At 56.8% G+C, this 15616-nt stretch carries 12 protein-coding genes and 1 pseudogene; 7 read left to right on the forward strand and 6 right to left on the reverse strand.

What is annotated here, in order from left to right; all coding sequences use genetic code 11:
* Positions 1–2: 2 nt before the first annotated feature.
* Together BUB69_RS22320 and rep are read right to left on the reverse strand one after the other, a co-directional pair.
* Positions 3–572, reverse strand: coding sequence for a xanthine phosphoribosyltransferase (locus tag BUB69_RS22320; protein ID WP_073170612.1), 570 nt, complete (start codon positions 570–572; stop codon positions 3–5).
* Positions 573–624: 52 nt separating this feature from the next.
* On the reverse strand, positions 625–2634 hold the full coding sequence (rep, locus tag BUB69_RS22325; protein ID WP_073170655.1) for a DNA helicase Rep: 2010 nt from the start codon (positions 2632–2634) through the stop codon (positions 625–627).
* 204 nt (positions 2635–2838) lie between these two features.
* On the opposite strand from rep, the gene BUB69_RS22330 reads away from it, so the two are divergent.
* On the forward strand, positions 2839–4503 hold the full coding sequence (locus BUB69_RS22330; protein ID WP_073170615.1) for a putative bifunctional diguanylate cyclase/phosphodiesterase: 1665 nt from the start codon (positions 2839–2841) through the stop codon (positions 4501–4503).
* Positions 4504–4525: 22 nt separating this feature from the next.
* Here the strand turns inward: BUB69_RS22330 and BUB69_RS22335 are convergent, their stop codons facing one another.
* The gene (locus BUB69_RS22335; RefSeq protein WP_073170618.1) at positions 4526–5908 is read right to left on the reverse strand and encodes a NorM family multidrug efflux MATE transporter; all 1383 of its coding nucleotides are present in this window, start codon (positions 5906–5908) and stop codon (positions 4526–4528) included.
* A gap of 156 nt (positions 5909–6064) precedes the next feature.
* Between BUB69_RS22335 and BUB69_RS22340 the strand changes: the two genes are divergently transcribed.
* Together BUB69_RS22340 and BUB69_RS22345 are read left to right on the forward strand one after the other, a co-directional pair.
* On the forward strand, positions 6065–6985 hold the full coding sequence (locus BUB69_RS22340) for a LysR substrate-binding domain-containing protein (protein ID WP_073170621.1): 921 nt from the start codon (positions 6065–6067) through the stop codon (positions 6983–6985).
* 181 nt (positions 6986–7166) lie between these two features.
* Positions 7167–9143, forward strand: a complete 1977-nt coding sequence (locus BUB69_RS22345; protein WP_073170624.1) for a methyl-accepting chemotaxis protein — start codon at positions 7167–7169, stop codon at positions 9141–9143.
* A gap of 179 nt (positions 9144–9322) precedes the next feature.
* Here the strand turns inward: BUB69_RS22345 and BUB69_RS22350 are convergent, their stop codons facing one another.
* The gene (locus BUB69_RS22350) at positions 9323–9586 is read right to left on the reverse strand and encodes a hypothetical protein (RefSeq protein WP_073170628.1); all 264 of its coding nucleotides are present in this window, start codon (positions 9584–9586) and stop codon (positions 9323–9325) included.
* A 125-nt stretch (positions 9587–9711) separates the two neighbouring features.
* Positions 9712–10362 (reverse strand): annotated as a pseudogene (locus BUB69_RS22355) (ATP-binding protein); the annotation flags it as partial.
* A gap of 56 nt (positions 10363–10418) precedes the next feature.
* Here BUB69_RS22355 and BUB69_RS22360 point away from each other — a divergent pair.
* Genes BUB69_RS22360 through BUB69_RS22375 form a run of 4 tightly spaced genes read left to right on the forward strand, consistent with a single transcriptional unit; the run spans position 10419 to position 15006 of the window.
* Positions 10419–11078: a heteromeric transposase endonuclease subunit TnsA gene (locus BUB69_RS22360; protein ID WP_073170630.1), complete on the forward strand. Its 660-nt coding sequence runs from the start codon at positions 10419–10421 to the stop codon at positions 11076–11078.
* A 1-nt stretch (position 11079) separates the two neighbouring features.
* Positions 11080–12951, forward strand: coding sequence for a Mu transposase C-terminal domain-containing protein (locus BUB69_RS22365; protein ID WP_073170634.1), 1872 nt, complete (start codon positions 11080–11082; stop codon positions 12949–12951).
* Positions 12952–12960: 9 nt separating this feature from the next.
* Positions 12961–13851, forward strand: coding sequence for a TniB family NTP-binding protein (locus BUB69_RS22370; protein WP_073170637.1), 891 nt, complete (start codon positions 12961–12963; stop codon positions 13849–13851).
* Between the two features lie 3 nt (positions 13852–13854).
* Positions 13855–15006 (forward strand): TniQ family protein, encoded by a 1152-nt coding sequence (locus BUB69_RS22375; RefSeq protein ID WP_073170640.1) that lies wholly within the window; start codon positions 13855–13857, stop codon positions 15004–15006.
* A gap of 378 nt (positions 15007–15384) precedes the next feature.
* Here BUB69_RS22375 and BUB69_RS22380 read toward each other — a convergent pair.
* A partial coding sequence (locus BUB69_RS22380) for a transposase (protein ID WP_141121842.1) occupies positions 15385–15616 on the reverse strand: 232 nt, incomplete at its 5' end.

Consider the following 15616-nt stretch of genomic DNA (forward strand, 5'->3'; position numbering starts at 1 on the left):
CCTTATTTGAAGGTCACGACGCCATCAGCCAGCGATTCGACCCGTGCCAGTGACTCGACGCGATAGCCCTGCGCGTCCAGCTCGGCGCGGCCGCCCTGGAACGATTTCTCGATCACGATACCCAGTCCGGCAACGGTGGCGCCCGCCTGCTTGATGATCGAAATCAGCGCCTGCGAGGCTTTGCCGTTGGCCAGGAAGTCATCGATGATCAACACATGGTCGTCGCTGCTCAGGTGGCGCGGCGAGATCGCAACAGTGCTTTCGACCTGTTTGGTGAACGAGTACACGCTGGCCGACAGCAGGTTTTCGGTCAGGGTCAGCGACTGATGTTTGCGGGCGAAGATTACCGGCACGCCCATGTTCAGGCCCGCCATCACCGCAGGGGCGATGCCCGAGGCTTCGATGGTGACGATCTTGGTAACGCCCGCGTCGGCGAACAGCCGTGCGAACTCGTCACCGATGGCCTTCATCAGCGCCGGATCGATCTGGTGATTGAGGAATGCATCGACCTTCAATACCTGGTCGGACAATACGATGCCTTCTTCGCGAATCTTCTTGTGCAGTGCTTCCACTTCGGTTCCTTGGGTGCGCCATTGCGCAATAAATGATCGATTCTTGTGCCGGTCAGCGTTTCAGCATCGCGCGGATATCTGCCAGGGCGGTGTTGCCGCGTACCGCCTTGACCTCGGTCGGGGTGTCGTCGTTACCTTCCCAGGCCAGGTCGTCAGGCGGCAATTCATCGAGAAAACGGCTGGGCGCGCAGTCGATGATCTCGCCGTACTGCTTGCGCTTGGCGGCGAAGGTGAAGGCGAGGGTCTGGCGCGCACGGGTGATGCCCACGTAGGCCAGGCGGCGCTCTTCTTCGATGGTGTCGGCTTCGATGCTGGAGCGGTGCGGCAGGATTTCTTCTTCCATGCCCATGATGAACACGTAGGGAAACTCCAGCCCCTTGGAAGCGTGCAGGGTCATCATCTGCACACCTTCGGCGCCGTCTTCCTCTTCCTGCTGACGTTCAAGCATGTCGCGCAGCACCAGCTTGCCGATGGCTTCCTCGATGGTCATACCGCCTTCTTCGTCCTTCTCCAGCGTGTTTTTCAACGCCTCGATCAGGAACCAGACGTTGCTCATCCGGTAGTCGGCGGCTTTCTCGCTGGAGCTGTTCTGGCGCAGCCAGTTCTCGTAGTCGATGTCCATGACCATGCTGCGCAGCACCGCGATGGGATCGTTCTGCGAGCATTGCTGGCGCACACCATCCATCCAGCGCTTGAAGCGTTGCAGGCGGTCGGTGAAGCGGCTGTCCAGATGCTCGCCCAGGCCGATTTCGTCGGTGGCGGCGTACATCGAAATCTTTCGCTCCGTGGCGTAATTGCCGAGCTTTTCCAGCGTGGTCGAGCCGATTTCCCGACGCGGTACGTTGATGACCCGCAGGAAGGCGTTGTCGTCGTCGGGGTTCACCAGCAGGCGGAAATAAGCCATCAGGTCTTTGACTTCCTGACGGCCGAAGAAGCTGTTGCCACCTGAAAGCCTGTAGGGAATCTGATGGTGCTGCAGTTTCAGCTCGATCAGCTTGGCCTGATAGTTACCGCGGTACAGGATGGCGAAATCGCTGTAAGGCCGGTCTGTGCGCAGGTGCAGGGTGAGGATTTCCACCGCAACGCGCTCGGCTTCGGCGTCTTCGTTGCGGCAGCGGATCACGCGGATCTCGTCGCCGTGGCCCATCTCGGACCAGAGCTGCTTCTCGAATTCGTGTGGGTTGTTGGAGATCAGCACGTTGGCGCAGCGCAGGATGCGGCTGGTGGAGCGGTAGTTCTGCTCCAGCATCACCACTTTCAACGACGGGTAGTCGTCCTTGAGCAGCATCAGGTTTTCCGGCCGTGCGCCGCGCCAGGCATAGATCGACTGGTCGTCGTCGCCTACCACGGTGAACTGGTGGCGGGTGCCGATCAGCAATTTGACCAGCAGGTACTGACTGGCGTTGGTGTCCTGGTATTCGTCCACCAGCAGGTAGCGGACCTTGTTCTGCCACTTTTCCAGAATGTCGGCGTGTTCCTGGAACAGCTTCACCGGCAGCAGGATCAGGTCGTCGAAGTCCACTGCGTTGTACGCCTTGAGCGTGCGCTGGTAGTGGGTGTAGACGATGGCGGCGGTCTGTTCCTTGGGGTTGCGCGAGTTTTCCAGCGCTTCGGCCGGCAGGATCAGGTCGTTTTTCCAGGCGCCGATCATGTTCTTGATTTCGTCGACGCCGTCGTCGCCGGAATACTCTTTCTGCATGATGTCGGTCATCAGCGCCTTGACGTCGGCCTCGTCAAAGATCGAAAAGCCCGGCTTGTAACCCAGACGCGTGTGCTCCTTGCGGATGACGTTGAGGCCCAGGTTGTGGAACGTCGAGACCGTCAGACCGCGTCCTTCACCGGCCCTGAGCAGCGTACCGACCCGCTCCTTCATCTCGCGCGCGGCCTTGTTGGTAAAGGTCATGGCGACGATGTACTGGGCCTTGATGCCGCAGTTCTGGATCAGATGGGCGATCTTGCGCGTGATCACGCTGGTTTTGCCGGAACCTGCACCGGCGAGCACCAAAAGAGGGCCGCCGACGTAGTTCACGGCTTCCTGTTGCCGGGGATTGAGTCGGGACATGACAGCCTGAAAGTCGTTTGCGAAAAGGTCGGGCATTTTAACAGGCCCACGGGTTTGTGCAGCGATCATCGTAGAAAGGTCGTGACGACTATCTAATTTCTTCGTTTTTGTTACATTTGCGCCGCGGCGCGAAAACAAGTGCATTCGTTGTACGCTCGCGAGCGTGCAGCCATCAGTTTTTTCCTTTGAACTTAGGAAGTTAGATTGCCTACGCCTGTCGAACCCTTGCGGTTGCTGTTACTGGCCCAAGAGCCTTCCTGGGAGGCGCTCTTGAGCGGTTGCCTGACCGATCCGGGCCATGCGATGACGCTGCTGTGCGCCACTGAATGGAGCGCGTTCGACGCCCGTTACGGCAACGAGCGCAATACCGTGTTGCTGGCGACCCCCAGCCTGCAACCGCCCACCGGCAGCTGTACGTTGCCGATGGTGGCGCTGCTCGAGGCCGAGCCGTTGGCCGGTTTGCCCGGCTTCAGTGACTGGCTGGTGCGCGATGGGCTCAACCGGGATGTGCTGAATCGCTGTCTGCGCTATGCCCATGAGCGCAGCCGTCTGGAGGACACCCTGCGCCGCCTTGCGGGTCAGGACCCGCTCACGGGGATTGCCAACCGACAAGGTTTTCATGCGCTGCTGGCAGCGCGGCTGTCCAGCGGCGGCAGCATGGCGCTGGGGCACCTGGACCTGGATAGCTTCCGCCGCGCCAACGACGCGCTGGGCCACCAGGCGGGTGATCGGCTGATCCTGCAGGTGGTTGCCCGGTTGAAGAGTCAGTTGCAGGCCGGTGACCAGATCGCCCGCCTGGGCGGCGACGAGTTCGCTCTGTTGATCGACACTCGACATGCGCCCGAGCGCGCCACGCAACTGGCAGAGCGCATTACCGACGTGCTGTCGGAGCCTTACTGGATCGATGGCGAAAGCCTGTTGCTCGGCTGCAGCCTGGGCGTGGCGCATTCGCAGGCCGAGGCCGGCGCCGATTCCTTGATGTGGCACGCGCACATTGCGATGCGTCAGGCCAAAAGCCTGCAGGGCTGCACGTTTCATCTGTTCGACGACAGCATCAACCGCAACGCCCGCAGCCTGGCCGATCTGGAAGGGGAACTGCGTCGGGGTCTGCGCCGCGATGACATGGAGCTGCATTACCAGCCGCGCCTGTGCCTGCGCAGCGGACGTGTCGTCGGTCTGGAGGCGCTGGTGCGCTGGCGTCATCACGAGCGTGGCTTGCTGGCACCCAGCGAGTTCGTGCCACTGGCCGAGCAGTGCGGCCTGATCGTGCCGCTGGGCTACTGGGTCATCTTCCGCGCCCTGCGCGACATGCAGGCGTTGCGTGAGCAGGGTTTTGCGCCGCTGCACATGGCGATCAACCTGTCGTTCCGGCAGTTTCAGGACAGCCAACTGCTGGCAACCCTGACCCGGCTGATCAACGAACACGACGTCGATGCCCGCTGGCTTGAGTTCGAGCTGACCGAAACCGCCGTCATGCGCCGCAGTGATCACGTCCGGCAGACCATGGACGCGCTGGGGCGTCTGGGCGTGCGCTTTTCGCTGGACGATTTCGGCACCGGTTACTCGTCCTTCGTGCACCTCAACAGCCTGCCGATCAAGCTGCTCAAGATAGACAAGAGCTTCGTCGGGCAAATGGAATCACGCGAGGAAAACCGCAAGCTGGTTCACGCCATGATCAACCTGGCGCACAACCTGAATCTGGACGTGGTGGCCGAAGGCGTCGAGACGCCTGAGCAACTGGCACTGCTGCGTGGTTTTGAGTGTGATCAGGTGCAAGGCTATCTGATCAGCAGGCCGCTGCCGCTGACTGAACTGGTCACCTGGCTACAATCGGACGCTGATCAGGCTCAGGCAGCCACGCTGGGGTGAGGTGCGGTCATTGCCCGACGCATCACCCCGGCACCACGGCCCCGGTCGGTTCTTTGCGCAGCAGCCGTGCGGTCTTCCACTCAAAGGCATAGGTCAGCGCCACGGCGGAGCACAGCAGGCCCAGCGCCAGTCCCCACCAGACGCCCGGGGCGCCTGCATTGGCGTAAAAACCGAGCAGCCACGCCGCTGGCGCAGCAATCAGCCAGTAGCAGGCCAGACCAACCAGGAAGGTCGTGCGGGCATCCTTGAGTCCGCGGATCGCCCCCATGGCGATGGTCTGCGTGCCGTCGAAGAACTCGAACCAGGCTGCGATGGCCAGCAGGTGTACGGCCATGACCACGATGTCGGCGAACGCCGGGTCGTTGATGTCCAGAAACAGGCCGATGATCTGATGCGGCGCCAGCCAGAACAGCAAGCCGAACAGCAGCATGACCGTGCCACCAAACCCGATTCCCAAGCGCCCGGCCGTGCGGGCCATCAGCATATTGCCAGCGCCGTAATGATGGCCGATGCGCATGGTTACGGCGTAGGAAATCCCGACCGGCACCATGAACGCCATGGACACCGTCTGCAGGGCGATCTGGTGCGCAGCCATCTGAATGCTGCCCATGGCACCCATGCAGAACGCGGCAAAGGTGAACAGCCCGACCTCGACGGCGTAGGTGCCGCCGATCGGCAGGCCCAGACGCCACAACTCACTCAGATGGCTGCGCGACAGCCGGGATAAGCCTTTGCGAATGGGGTACGCCGCGTAGGCGGGGTGGCGACCGATGTGCAGCGCCAACGCGAGCGCCATGCAGTTGGTCACGACGGCCGTCACCAGTCCGATGCCCATCAGCCCCAGATTGGGCAGGCCAAACCACTGATGAATCAGCACGTAATTGAGTGCGTAGTTGGCGACGGCACCGATCAGGCTGATGATCATGACGGGCCTTGCCCGACCCAGCGCGCTGGTAAAGCCACGCAGGGCCATGAAGCTCAGCAGGCCGGGCAAGGCCAGCGGCAGCGTGATCAAAAACTGAGCGGCCATGTGCACGTTGGCTTCGGCCTGGCCAAATTGCAGCAGGATGGGTTCCAGGTTCCAGAGAATCAGCGCCGCGACCAGCGCCATGCCCCACGCCAGCCACAGTCCGGCCTGCGTCAGGCGGGTTGCGCCTTCGGTGTCGCCAGCGCCATGACGGATCGACACCAGCGTACCGACCGCCGCCATCACCCCCACGCAGAAGAACGAAATGAAGTTGTAAGTCGCAGCGCCCAGACCGCCGCCCGCCAGGGCTTCAGGGCCGATCTTGCCCATCATCACCGTGTCGGTGAACACCATCAGCATGTGCGCCATTTGCGAGGCGATCAGCGGCCCGGCCAGGCGCAGGATGATCCAGAGTTCTTTGAGGGCGGGCTGTTGCATGATGGCGATGCTCTACGGCAGAGGAACTGATTAGCCGCTTATTGTCGGTATTTACGGTCACCACCACAAAGCGATAAATCCGATGCTCAGCATGACTAAAACTCATGCGAGACTATTTGCAGTACAGTAGTTGCCTGACCCCTCAGGAAACTGCACATGTCTCGTCGTCTTCCTCCTCTTTATGCGTTGCGCGCGTTCGAAGCTGCGGCCAGGCACACCTCGTTCACTCGCGCAGCAGAAGAGCTTTCCATCACCCAGAGTGCCGTGAGCCGCCACATCCGCACGTTGGAAGATCACTTTGCCTGCCGATTGTTTCAGCGCAACGGGCGCAACCTGCAACTGACCGAGGCGGCGAGGGCTTTGCTGCCTGGCGTGCGGGACGGGTTTCTGGCGCTGGAGCGAGCGTGCAGTACGTTGCAGACCGAGGAAGGCATTCTGCGCATGAAAGCGCCGTCCACCCTGACCATGCGCTGGCTGTTGGCGCGGCTCAGTCGTTTTCGTCACCTGCAGGTGGGTAACGAAGTGCAGTTGACCAGCGCATGGATGGACATTGATGCGGTGGACTTTGCGCAGGAGCCGTTCGACTGCGCGATCCTGCTCAGCCATGGTCATTTTCCGGTCGACTGGGAAGCCACGCTGCTGTTTCCGGAATGGCTGATCCCCGTGGGTGCTCCGACCTTGCTGAAGGATCCGCCGTGGAGCGTCGAGCGGCTGGCCAACGCTGAATTGTTGCACCCAACGCCAGACCGTCGCGACTGGCGCACCTGGCTCAACCGCATGGGACTGGCCGACAAGGTCTCGCTCAAGGGCGGCCAGGTGTTCGACACGCTTGAGCTGGGAATGATTGCGGCAGCACGTGGCTATGGCGTGTCGATGGGTGATTTGTTGATGGTTGCCGAAGACGTGGCGCAGTCCCGGTTGAGTCTGCCATGGCGCACGGCGGTGGCCAGTGGGGAAAACTACTATTTGGTCTGGCCGCGTACAAGGCCCGGTGTAGAGCGGTTGCGGCGTTTGAGCGACTTTCTGCAGGCAGAAGTGAAGGCGATGGAATTGCCATTAGTTGAAATTTTGCACTAATACGTCGCGCATAATGTGAAAATGCCATCTTTGCGAAAGTCCATGCGCGGTACTCAAGTATCGTTGTTGTTGGCCGAAGCTCTGCTTAAGAACCGTTTTTTTCAAACGGTACAACCTCTAACTAACGTTTGCTGAATGATGAGCCACGGATCTGGTGTGAGTCATTTGGCATGGAGCCCCTATGTCAAAGCCCCGTACCCGAATTGCTACGCAACTCGGTATCGCCCTGGCTGTGATCCTGGCCGTCGTCATCAGTGGCAGTACGCTGTTCGCGTTGAGGTCTCTGGACGCATCTAACCTGGTCATCCGCGAAGAGCACATGTCCAGTGAGGCAAGACTGCTTGCCGATCAGCTCAACACGTTTCACAGCACCCTGCGCGACAGCACTCAGCGCTTGAGCGGGCTGTTCGAAAAACGCTTCTCCGAGGGCCTGACGCTGCAGGCCGACAAGCCCGTCACTGTCGCCGGCGCCCAGACCCCGGGTCTGTTCCTGCGTGATACGGCGCTTAATAACGACTTTACCGAAGTGGACGAGTTCCGTCGGCTTACAGCGGGCGTGGCAACTATTTTCGTGCGCAGCGGTGATGACTTCATCCGCATCAGCACCTCGCTGAGCAAACAGGACGGCACACGCGCCATCGGCACGATGCTTGATCGCAAGGCTCCCGCTTATGAGCGCCTGATGTCCGGCCAGGGCTATGTAGGCAAAGCGGTGTTGTTCGATCGCTACTACATGACCCAGTACAGCCCGGTTCGCGACAGCAGTGGCAAGATCATTGCGGCGCTGTTTGTCGGCTTTGACTACACCGATGCGCAGAAAACCCAGTTCGACAACCTGAAAAGCTTCCGCATCGGCACCACGGGTTCGCTGGCGCTGCTGGATGACAAGGGCACCTGGCTGGTCCCGCCTGCCGGCATCCAGTCGCCTGAAGATGCCGCCAAGGCAGTCGCCGATCTCGCCAGCAAACCGGGCAAGGCCCAGTTCTGGAATGACGACAAACAGGATTTCTACAGCGTTGGCCAGCCCTTCGCGGGCGGTCCATGGACCGTCATTGCCAGCATGCCCCGCAGCGAAATCAGCGCAGTGACCTGGGACGTCGGCACGCAACTGGCCATTGGCAGCCTGCTGGCCATGCTCATCGCCGTTATCAGCGCAATCTGGCTGCTGCGCAGCAAGCTGCGTCCGCTGTCCGAACTGGTACGTCAGGCCGATGAACTGGGTGCGGGCAACCTGAGCGTGCGTCTGAACATCACCAGCAACGACGAAATCGGTCAGTTGTCGGGCAGCTTCAACAAGATGAGCGAAGCGCTCTCCTCAATGGTGTCGCACATCCGCACCGCCGCGCAGGAAGTCAGCACCCGCGCTCACGCCTTGTCCGGCCTGTCCGGCGGCGCTTACGAAGGGATGGAGCAGCAGTCCGGCGAGATCACCAGCATGGCGGGCGCGGTTGAAGAATTCAGCGCAACGTCGATGAACATCGCCGACAACATGGGCAACACCGAGCGACTGGCGCAGGACAACGCGCAACAGACTCGCATCGGCCGTACCTCCATGGAAGAAGCGTCCTCGTCGCTGCAGCAGATCGCCACGTCGCTGAGCAGCACCGCGACCGTGATCGACACCCTGGGCCAGCGCTCGCAGGAAATCGGCAGCATCGTCGGCGTGATTACGTCGATTGCCGATCAGACCAACCTGCTGGCCCTCAACGCCGCCATTGAGGCCGCACGCGCCGGTGAACAAGGTCGCGGTTTCGCCGTGGTTGCCGACGAAGTCCGCAGCCTGGCCTCGCGCACCCGCAAGGCCACCGACGAAATCTCCGGCATGATCGCCAGCATCCAGCAGGAAACCGGCAACGCCATCAGCACCATGCAACAAGGCAACGTGCTGATGCAGGAAGGGCTGTCGCTCAACGCCAAAGTGGCCTCGGCCCTGGCCCAGATCGACGAACAAAGCCGCTCCGCCGGCCACCAGTTCGCGGCCATCACCACCGCGACTCAAGAGCAGAGCAGCACCGCCACCATGCTCAGCAGCAACCTGCAAAGCATCGCCATGGCCAACAGCGAACAGCGCGAAGTGGTCTCCAATCTGGCTATTACGGCTGAAGAGCTGAACTCGCTGGCGGCAGAATTGCGCACGGAGGTTGATCGGTTTCGGTGAGGGGTCGCTTGCTTTAATTCTGATGCGACCATGCCGGTGGTATTTGCTGGCATGGTCTTTTCGGATTTGAAGGCGCAATGCTCGGGGATTCAGGGGGATAAGCAATATCAGTCGTTTGCGCCGGTGACCTTGTCCACATACTGCTCCATGAACCAGTCGCACGCGCAAAGACGCGCAACCTAGGCATCGGTAGCAAGCCGCTTGACCGTGATGATCTGGCCCACTGTCACCTTGCGCCGAGGTTTGGCCTTGGCGACGACTCGACTCGCACCGTCCGCCTTCGTCTCAACCACGTTCGAGCCCTGAACCCTCAAGACACTGTGTCCAGCGGCCAGTGCGCGGACATAGGCAGCAAAGGTCGCCCCCGCAGCCAGTTCGGGAATATGAGCCTCAAGATTCTGGATGGCTTTTTCCGAGAGCTCGGTTGTTTTGACGTCAGTCATGATGATCCCCAGCTTTCGTTGCGAAGCAACAAACAGGCTTCTTGTGTGTAGTCTAGATGTAAGCCTGTCCTCTCAGCAGATGTTGCGAGTGCTTTCATCTGTAGAGCAGATGATTCCATGCCTTCTCACCCACTCGCAGGCCGATACTGCAACGCCTCTGCCAAATGACTGCGATTGATCGTCTCTGACTGCTCCAGGTCCGCCAGGGTTCGCGCCACCTTCAGCAGCCGATGCGCCGAGCGCAGCGATAGCGTCAAGCGCTCGCATGCCGTTTCCAGCCAGGTCTCATCAGCACTCGACAGCGCGCAATGCTGGCGCAGGGCAGGAAGGTCGAGGAAAGCGTTGGCGCAGCCCTGGCGACGATTCTGTCGGTCGCGGGCCTGCGCAACGACGGCAGCCGCGCTGGCTGTGGTGTCGCCGGTAGACGGGCCGGGATTGAGTGAGGTGGTTTCACGCGCAACGGTCAGGTGCAGGTCGATGCGGTCCAGCAGCGGGCCGGACAGTTTGTTTCGGTAGCGCTGCACCTGTTCGGTGGAGCAGCGGCAGCGACCGGTGGGTTCACCCAGATAACCGCATGGACACGGGTTCATCGCCGCGACCAACTGAAAACGCGCAGGAAACCGCACCCGATCCCGCGCGCGGGAAATCACGATATGCCCCGACTCCAGTGGCTCGCGCAGGACCTCCAGCACGCGACGGTCGAACTCCGGCAACTCATCCAGAAACAAAACTCCATGATGCGCCAGGGTGATCTCACCCGGCTGCGGACGACTGCCACTGTAATTTCTGACGTTAAATGCAAGTATGAGTCAGTTTCCAGCGGAAGACGAAAATGAACCTCAAATTGGACGCTCCCATTCGTGAAATAGGCATAAGCACACGTAGCGTGACAGGCGTGATGCCCTCTCTTGGCAGATACGAATCATCGCTAGAGAGGGACTTGATGGAGATCCTTAGGTTTGATCTTCGCATTGAAGGATTCGTTGCCCAGCCGTTAGCTGTCGAATACATAGATTCTACTGGCCGGAAGCGTAGCTATACGCCCGACGGACTAATTCGCTTCAAAGCGGCGCCCTACCAGATAGAACCAGTCCTATTCGAGGTCAAGTTTCGCGAGGATTTTCGCAAGAACTGGAGAACACTGGCCCCTAAGTTCCGAGCCGCGAAAAATTACTGCAAGGCCCTAGGGTGGCGGTTTGAGGTGTTCACAGAGCGGGAGATTCGGACGCCCTACCTCGCCAACGTAAAGTTCCTATGGCCGTATCTCGCTAGGGAGCCGTCTGCCGATGCGAAGGCTCTCATTTTGAAGACGCTGTGGGACCTGGATGAGGCCGATCCGGATTTGCTGCTGTGCGCCCTTTGCTACAACCTAACCAATCGCGCGCGAATGATCCCTGCAGTCTGGCATTTGATCGCGAATGGTGCGATTGGGTGCGATTTGGATCACCCCTTAACTATGCGCTCCCCAATCTGGGCCGCACAGGACTGCTGATATGAAAACAATTCGCCCCGGACAGATGGTCTATTGGAAGAATCAGCCAGCAGTCGTGCTCGAGTTGAAGGGGTTCTCCGATGCCATTTTGCGCACAATGGATGGAGGCCACACTGAGGTTGCTAATGTCACCGATTTAACAATCGGCCCTGTCTCAGCTGAGCCTTCTAAAAGACTACATGTGATGGCGAAAGATAAAGAGTGGGACAAGGCTGTCGAGCGCTATGAGTTAATTCGTCCACTTCTTGGGCTATCAGGTCGCGAGACTCGAGATGTACAACGAGTCGCGGATGATGCCGGAAAGAGCCTGACGACGGTGTATCGCTGGGTTAGCCGTTTTGAGGAGACAGGACTAGTTTCTTCTCTCTTGAGAACACCACGTGCTGATAAAGGCGGGCAACGTCTAGATGAAGAGGTCGAACAGATCATCGCCCTACAAATTCACAGTTATTACTTGAAACAAGAGCGGCCGTCTGTACTCAAGCTTTACAGGCGTATCAAACACGAGTGCCAAGAAGTGGACTTAGTGCCGCCACATAAGAACACTGTGTATGCGAGAGCATATGAAATCGATCAGCGTGAACTTCTACGTAAGCGCTACAGCCCCCGCACCGCACGAGAAAAATTTGAGCCGCTCCGGGGTAGTTTTCCTGGTGCGAATTATCCAAATGCAGTTGTTCAAATAGATCATACCAAGGTAGATGTGATCGTCGTTGATGAAGAGCATAGACTCCCCATAGGGCGCCCATATCTGACCATCGCCATTGATGTCACCACAAAAATGGTCAGTGGTTTTCGAATGACGCTGGATCCGCCAGGCGCATCGTCTGCAGGATTGTGTATTGCACATGCGGTTATTCGTAAAGAGCACTGGCTAGCTAAGCGAGACATCCAATCTGAATGGCCTTTCTATGGAAAGATGAACAAAATACACGTAGACAATGCTAAAGAGTTTCGCGGAAGCATGCTAACTCGCGCATGTCAACAACATGGAATAATTTTAGAGTTCAGACCAAAAGGCCAGCCTAACTATGGGCCTCACGTTGAACGGGCATTTCGAACCTTCATGGGAGAATGCCAAAGTTTACCTGGCACTACATTCTCCAATGTTCAAGCTAAGTTCGATTACGACTCTGAAGGCCATGCTTGCATGACGCTTAGCGAGCTAGAGCAGTGGTTCACTGTATTTATTGTGTACTGTTATCATCATCGTGCGCACAAAGGTATAAATGAAGTCCCTCCGATCAAGCTGTATCATCAGTTTGTGCATGGTTCGGACGTTCAACCAGGGGTGGGGTTACCTGCACCAATCGAGGATGAAGAGAGCTTTCGACTTGACTTCACTCCATACGTCGAACGAACAGTGCAGCGGCAGGGGGTGGTTATTGACGGCATTCATTATTATTCACCGATTCTCCGTCGCTGGGTAGCAGCTAAAAACTCCGATGGCCCTAAGTCTAGGGCCTTTATTTTTGCCCGGGACCCTCGTGATATCAGTGTAGTTTATTTCCTAGATCCGGATACCTTAACGTATAGCCCAGTTCCATATTTAAATAATACACGGCCGGCAATTAGCTTATGGGAGTTAAGGGCAGCTACAGCGAGATTGAGAGAAGACCCTTTAAATCACGTCGATGAGAACATGATTTTCCAAGGTATCCAAAAAATGCGCGAAATCGAAGAAGCAGCAGTGCAAAAGACACGCCTTGCTCGGCAGCAACGCGCTACTGAAAAGCGTAAAAGACGTATGGTCGAAAGGCGTAACGGGTGGGGGGGAATACACACTATAGGCTCCGTAGCCGTAGTCCCTGACGATTCATCAATCACCTGGGACGATGATATTCAACCTTTCAACGATATTCAGTTGATCTAGGAGATTTCCGTGTCTAGTTATGAGCATCTGCACCCGGTGACAGCTGAAATCTTGGAACTGGATCCCGAAGCCAGAATCCATTGGCTAAAAAAACTACGATGGATAGGCTATCCCCGTGCTCAAGAAATTATCGGGAAGTTAGAGGACCTTGTTAGTCATCCCCGAGAACCACGCATGCCAAATATGTTGCTTATAGGTGGAACTAATAACGGAAAAACTCGGCTGATCCGGAGTTTTGCTCAGCGGCACTTGGCTGATGAGAATGTGGAAGGTGAACATATTATCGCACCTGTATTATATACCCAGGCCCCTCCCACGCCTAATGAAGCAGGGTTTTACTCCGAAATTTTGAGTTCGCTATTCGAAAGAGTTCCAACCTCTTCAACTGATGCCAAGAGGGCCCGTGTTATTCAAGTTCTGAGAGGTGTTAAATTAAAGGTGCTGATTATTGACGAGCTCCATAATATATTGGCTGGGGCCTCTGTCAAGCAACAGCAATTTCTGAACATGATTAAGTATCTCGGCAACGAATTACAGATATCTATTGTTGGATGCGGTACAGGAGACCTATTACGAGCGGTCAGCATAGACCCCCAAATTCAAAATCGCTTCATTCCTGAAATCCTCCCGAAATGGCAGATGAACAAGGAGTACCGGCAGCTGCTCATGTCATTCGAGCGAGTAATGCCGCTTCAAAAGCCATCGGGATTACATGAGCCACAGCTTGCTGCCAAAACTCTGGCCATGAGCGAGGGCACCATTGGGGAGCTCTCCACGCTACTTAATTTGGCAAGCATTCACGCCATCCGCGGAGGACAAGAGAAAATAACAGCGGAGATATTGAATGTGTGCGGCTACGTGTCTCCAAGTGAACGTACTAAGCAGGCTGCACGAGTGTGATATATGTTGCCAATCCATCCTCAACCGCTCCAGAACGAAATAATTTCGTCCTGGATGGTTCGCTTGGCTTTTTCTAATGGCTATCCATTACACACATTTTATTCGGGGTTGCTTGGGTATCGGAAAGCAATTTGGAATAGGGATGTTGATCGTCAACCCCCAGTCGATTTATTAGCTACATTGGCTCGCCTGACCGGGCAAGCAACATCGGTTTTAACCTCAATGACGCTTGCGCACTATGAAGGCACTATCTTTGAAAGCTTAACCCTCGCTGGTAGAACTGCATGGATATTACCAGTGGGGGTCTTCCATCGTACCCGACGGCGCGCAGGACTTCAATTTTGCCCTAAATGCCTAAAAGGCGACCCTAATCCTTACTATCGTAAATCGTGGAGACTTGCGCTTTACTCAATGTGTGAAACTCACTTGTGTGTGATGCAAGAGAGATGTCCTGAATGTAAAAGCAATATTTCATTTCACCGCCTTGGTATTGGTCGCAAAAAATCCGTCTTTCAACATAACCTAAAATTTTGCCACCGATGTGGTTTCGACCTAGGTTGCGCTCCGACCTCAATACCTAATTGGCCAGATATCAGGTCTCTGAGCGGGTTGAAAAAAACGGTCGGCGATCTGGATTTAAGCAGCTGTCCTTACGGCCCACGTACAACCCCTTTTAGTATTCCCTTCTTTCAGGGAGTCCGCGTGTTAGTTGGGGTGATAAACGGTAGAAATGGAATGCGTCTACGTCAGATACTAGCTGAAACTATCGGAATTGAAATTGGTCAGGGCTTTTCACGGCTAAACGCGGACTTTGAGTACTTGCCTGCTGACGTCAGATTGAATCTGCTACTGACGGTTTGTTGGTTATTGGAAGACTGGCCGTGCCGTTTTGTTACCGCCTGCAGCAAGGCAAACTTTACGCGATCACGGTTGGCCGAAGAGATTCGGGCTCTGCCTTTTTGGCTTTCTGGGGTAGCTGACGAATTTCTAGATAACCGAATCTTCGTACCAAGTCAGCGTGAATTGGAGTCGGCCTTCACCTATTTAATGTACTCAAATCAAGACATCTCCCCTCAGTCACTAGGGGCGTTGTTGGGCTTGTCTAGGGATGCCGCTAAAGCATCTTATAAATTGTGGAAATCGACTCAGACTTAATGTCTTTTAGGACATTATCCCTATGCACTATACATAAAAAAAATAGCCATCCCTTAGCGCTAGAGTTGGTCAGAACTTAGCATCGATATTTCAAGCCAGAGTTTTAGAAATAACCCGAAGTTCAGCCACACTCCGAAGAGAGCTTGAAGAGGACTTGAGGGCCCTCACATCCGATCTGTAGGTTCGCCCTCACATAAAATATGACTCGCCAAATATTGGGCGTCTCTCTGCAGCTCCATTTCACCAGTTTGCTAAGGATGCTCCGATCAACTTGCTACGCAGCGGCGGCGAGTCGCAATTTGCCCGGCACCCAGCGCTATTTGCTGAAAATGGCCTGATGCAGCGCGCGTTGAGGGCGTTTCCGCCCGGTTTTCCGTGTTAAACGCGCAACTCACCCATACCCATCAGCTGTTTTCGAGCCATCCACAGATTCGACAGGGCGAACAGCGTGGTCAGCTGAGCTGTGTTTTTCACCAGCCCACGAAAGCGCACTTTCACGTAGCCAAACTGACGCTTGATTACGCGAAACGGATGCTCGACCTTGGCCCGTGTTTGAGCTTTGCAGTACTCGATCTTGCGCTTGGCCTTGTAGAGCACGCTGCGTTTATTG

This window comes from Pseudomonas asturiensis, assembly GCF_900143095.1.
In the GTDB taxonomy this organism is placed as follows: domain Bacteria; phylum Pseudomonadota; class Gammaproteobacteria; order Pseudomonadales; family Pseudomonadaceae; genus Aquipseudomonas; species Aquipseudomonas asturiensis.

What these genes read in the sequence shown, in the direction of transcription:
- BUB69_RS22340 (WP_073170621.1), top strand. Translation starts at nt 6,065, where the DNA reads ATGTCTCGTCGTCTTCCTCCTCTTTATGCGTTGCGCGCGTTCGAAGCT.
- BUB69_RS22345 (WP_073170624.1), top strand. Translation starts at nt 7,167, where the DNA reads ATGTCAAAGCCCCGTACCCGAATTGCTACGCAACTCGGTATCGCCCTG.
- BUB69_RS22350 (WP_073170628.1), bottom strand. Translation starts at nt 9,586, where the DNA reads ATGACTGACGTCAAAACAACCGAGCTCTCGGAAAAAGCCATCCAGAAT.
- BUB69_RS22360 (WP_073170630.1), top strand. Translation starts at nt 10,419, where the DNA reads ATGAACCTCAAATTGGACGCTCCCATTCGTGAAATAGGCATAAGCACA.
- BUB69_RS22375 (WP_073170640.1), top strand. Translation starts at nt 13,855, where the DNA reads ATGTTGCCAATCCATCCTCAACCGCTCCAGAACGAAATAATTTCGTCC.
- rep (WP_073170655.1), bottom strand. Translation starts at nt 2,634, where the DNA reads ATGTCCCGACTCAATCCCCGGCAACAGGAAGCCGTGAACTACGTCGGC.
- BUB69_RS22365 (WP_073170634.1), top strand. Translation starts at nt 11,080, where the DNA reads ATGAAAACAATTCGCCCCGGACAGATGGTCTATTGGAAGAATCAGCCA.
- BUB69_RS22335 (WP_073170618.1), bottom strand. Translation starts at nt 5,908, where the DNA reads ATGCAACAGCCCGCCCTCAAAGAACTCTGGATCATCCTGCGCCTGGCC.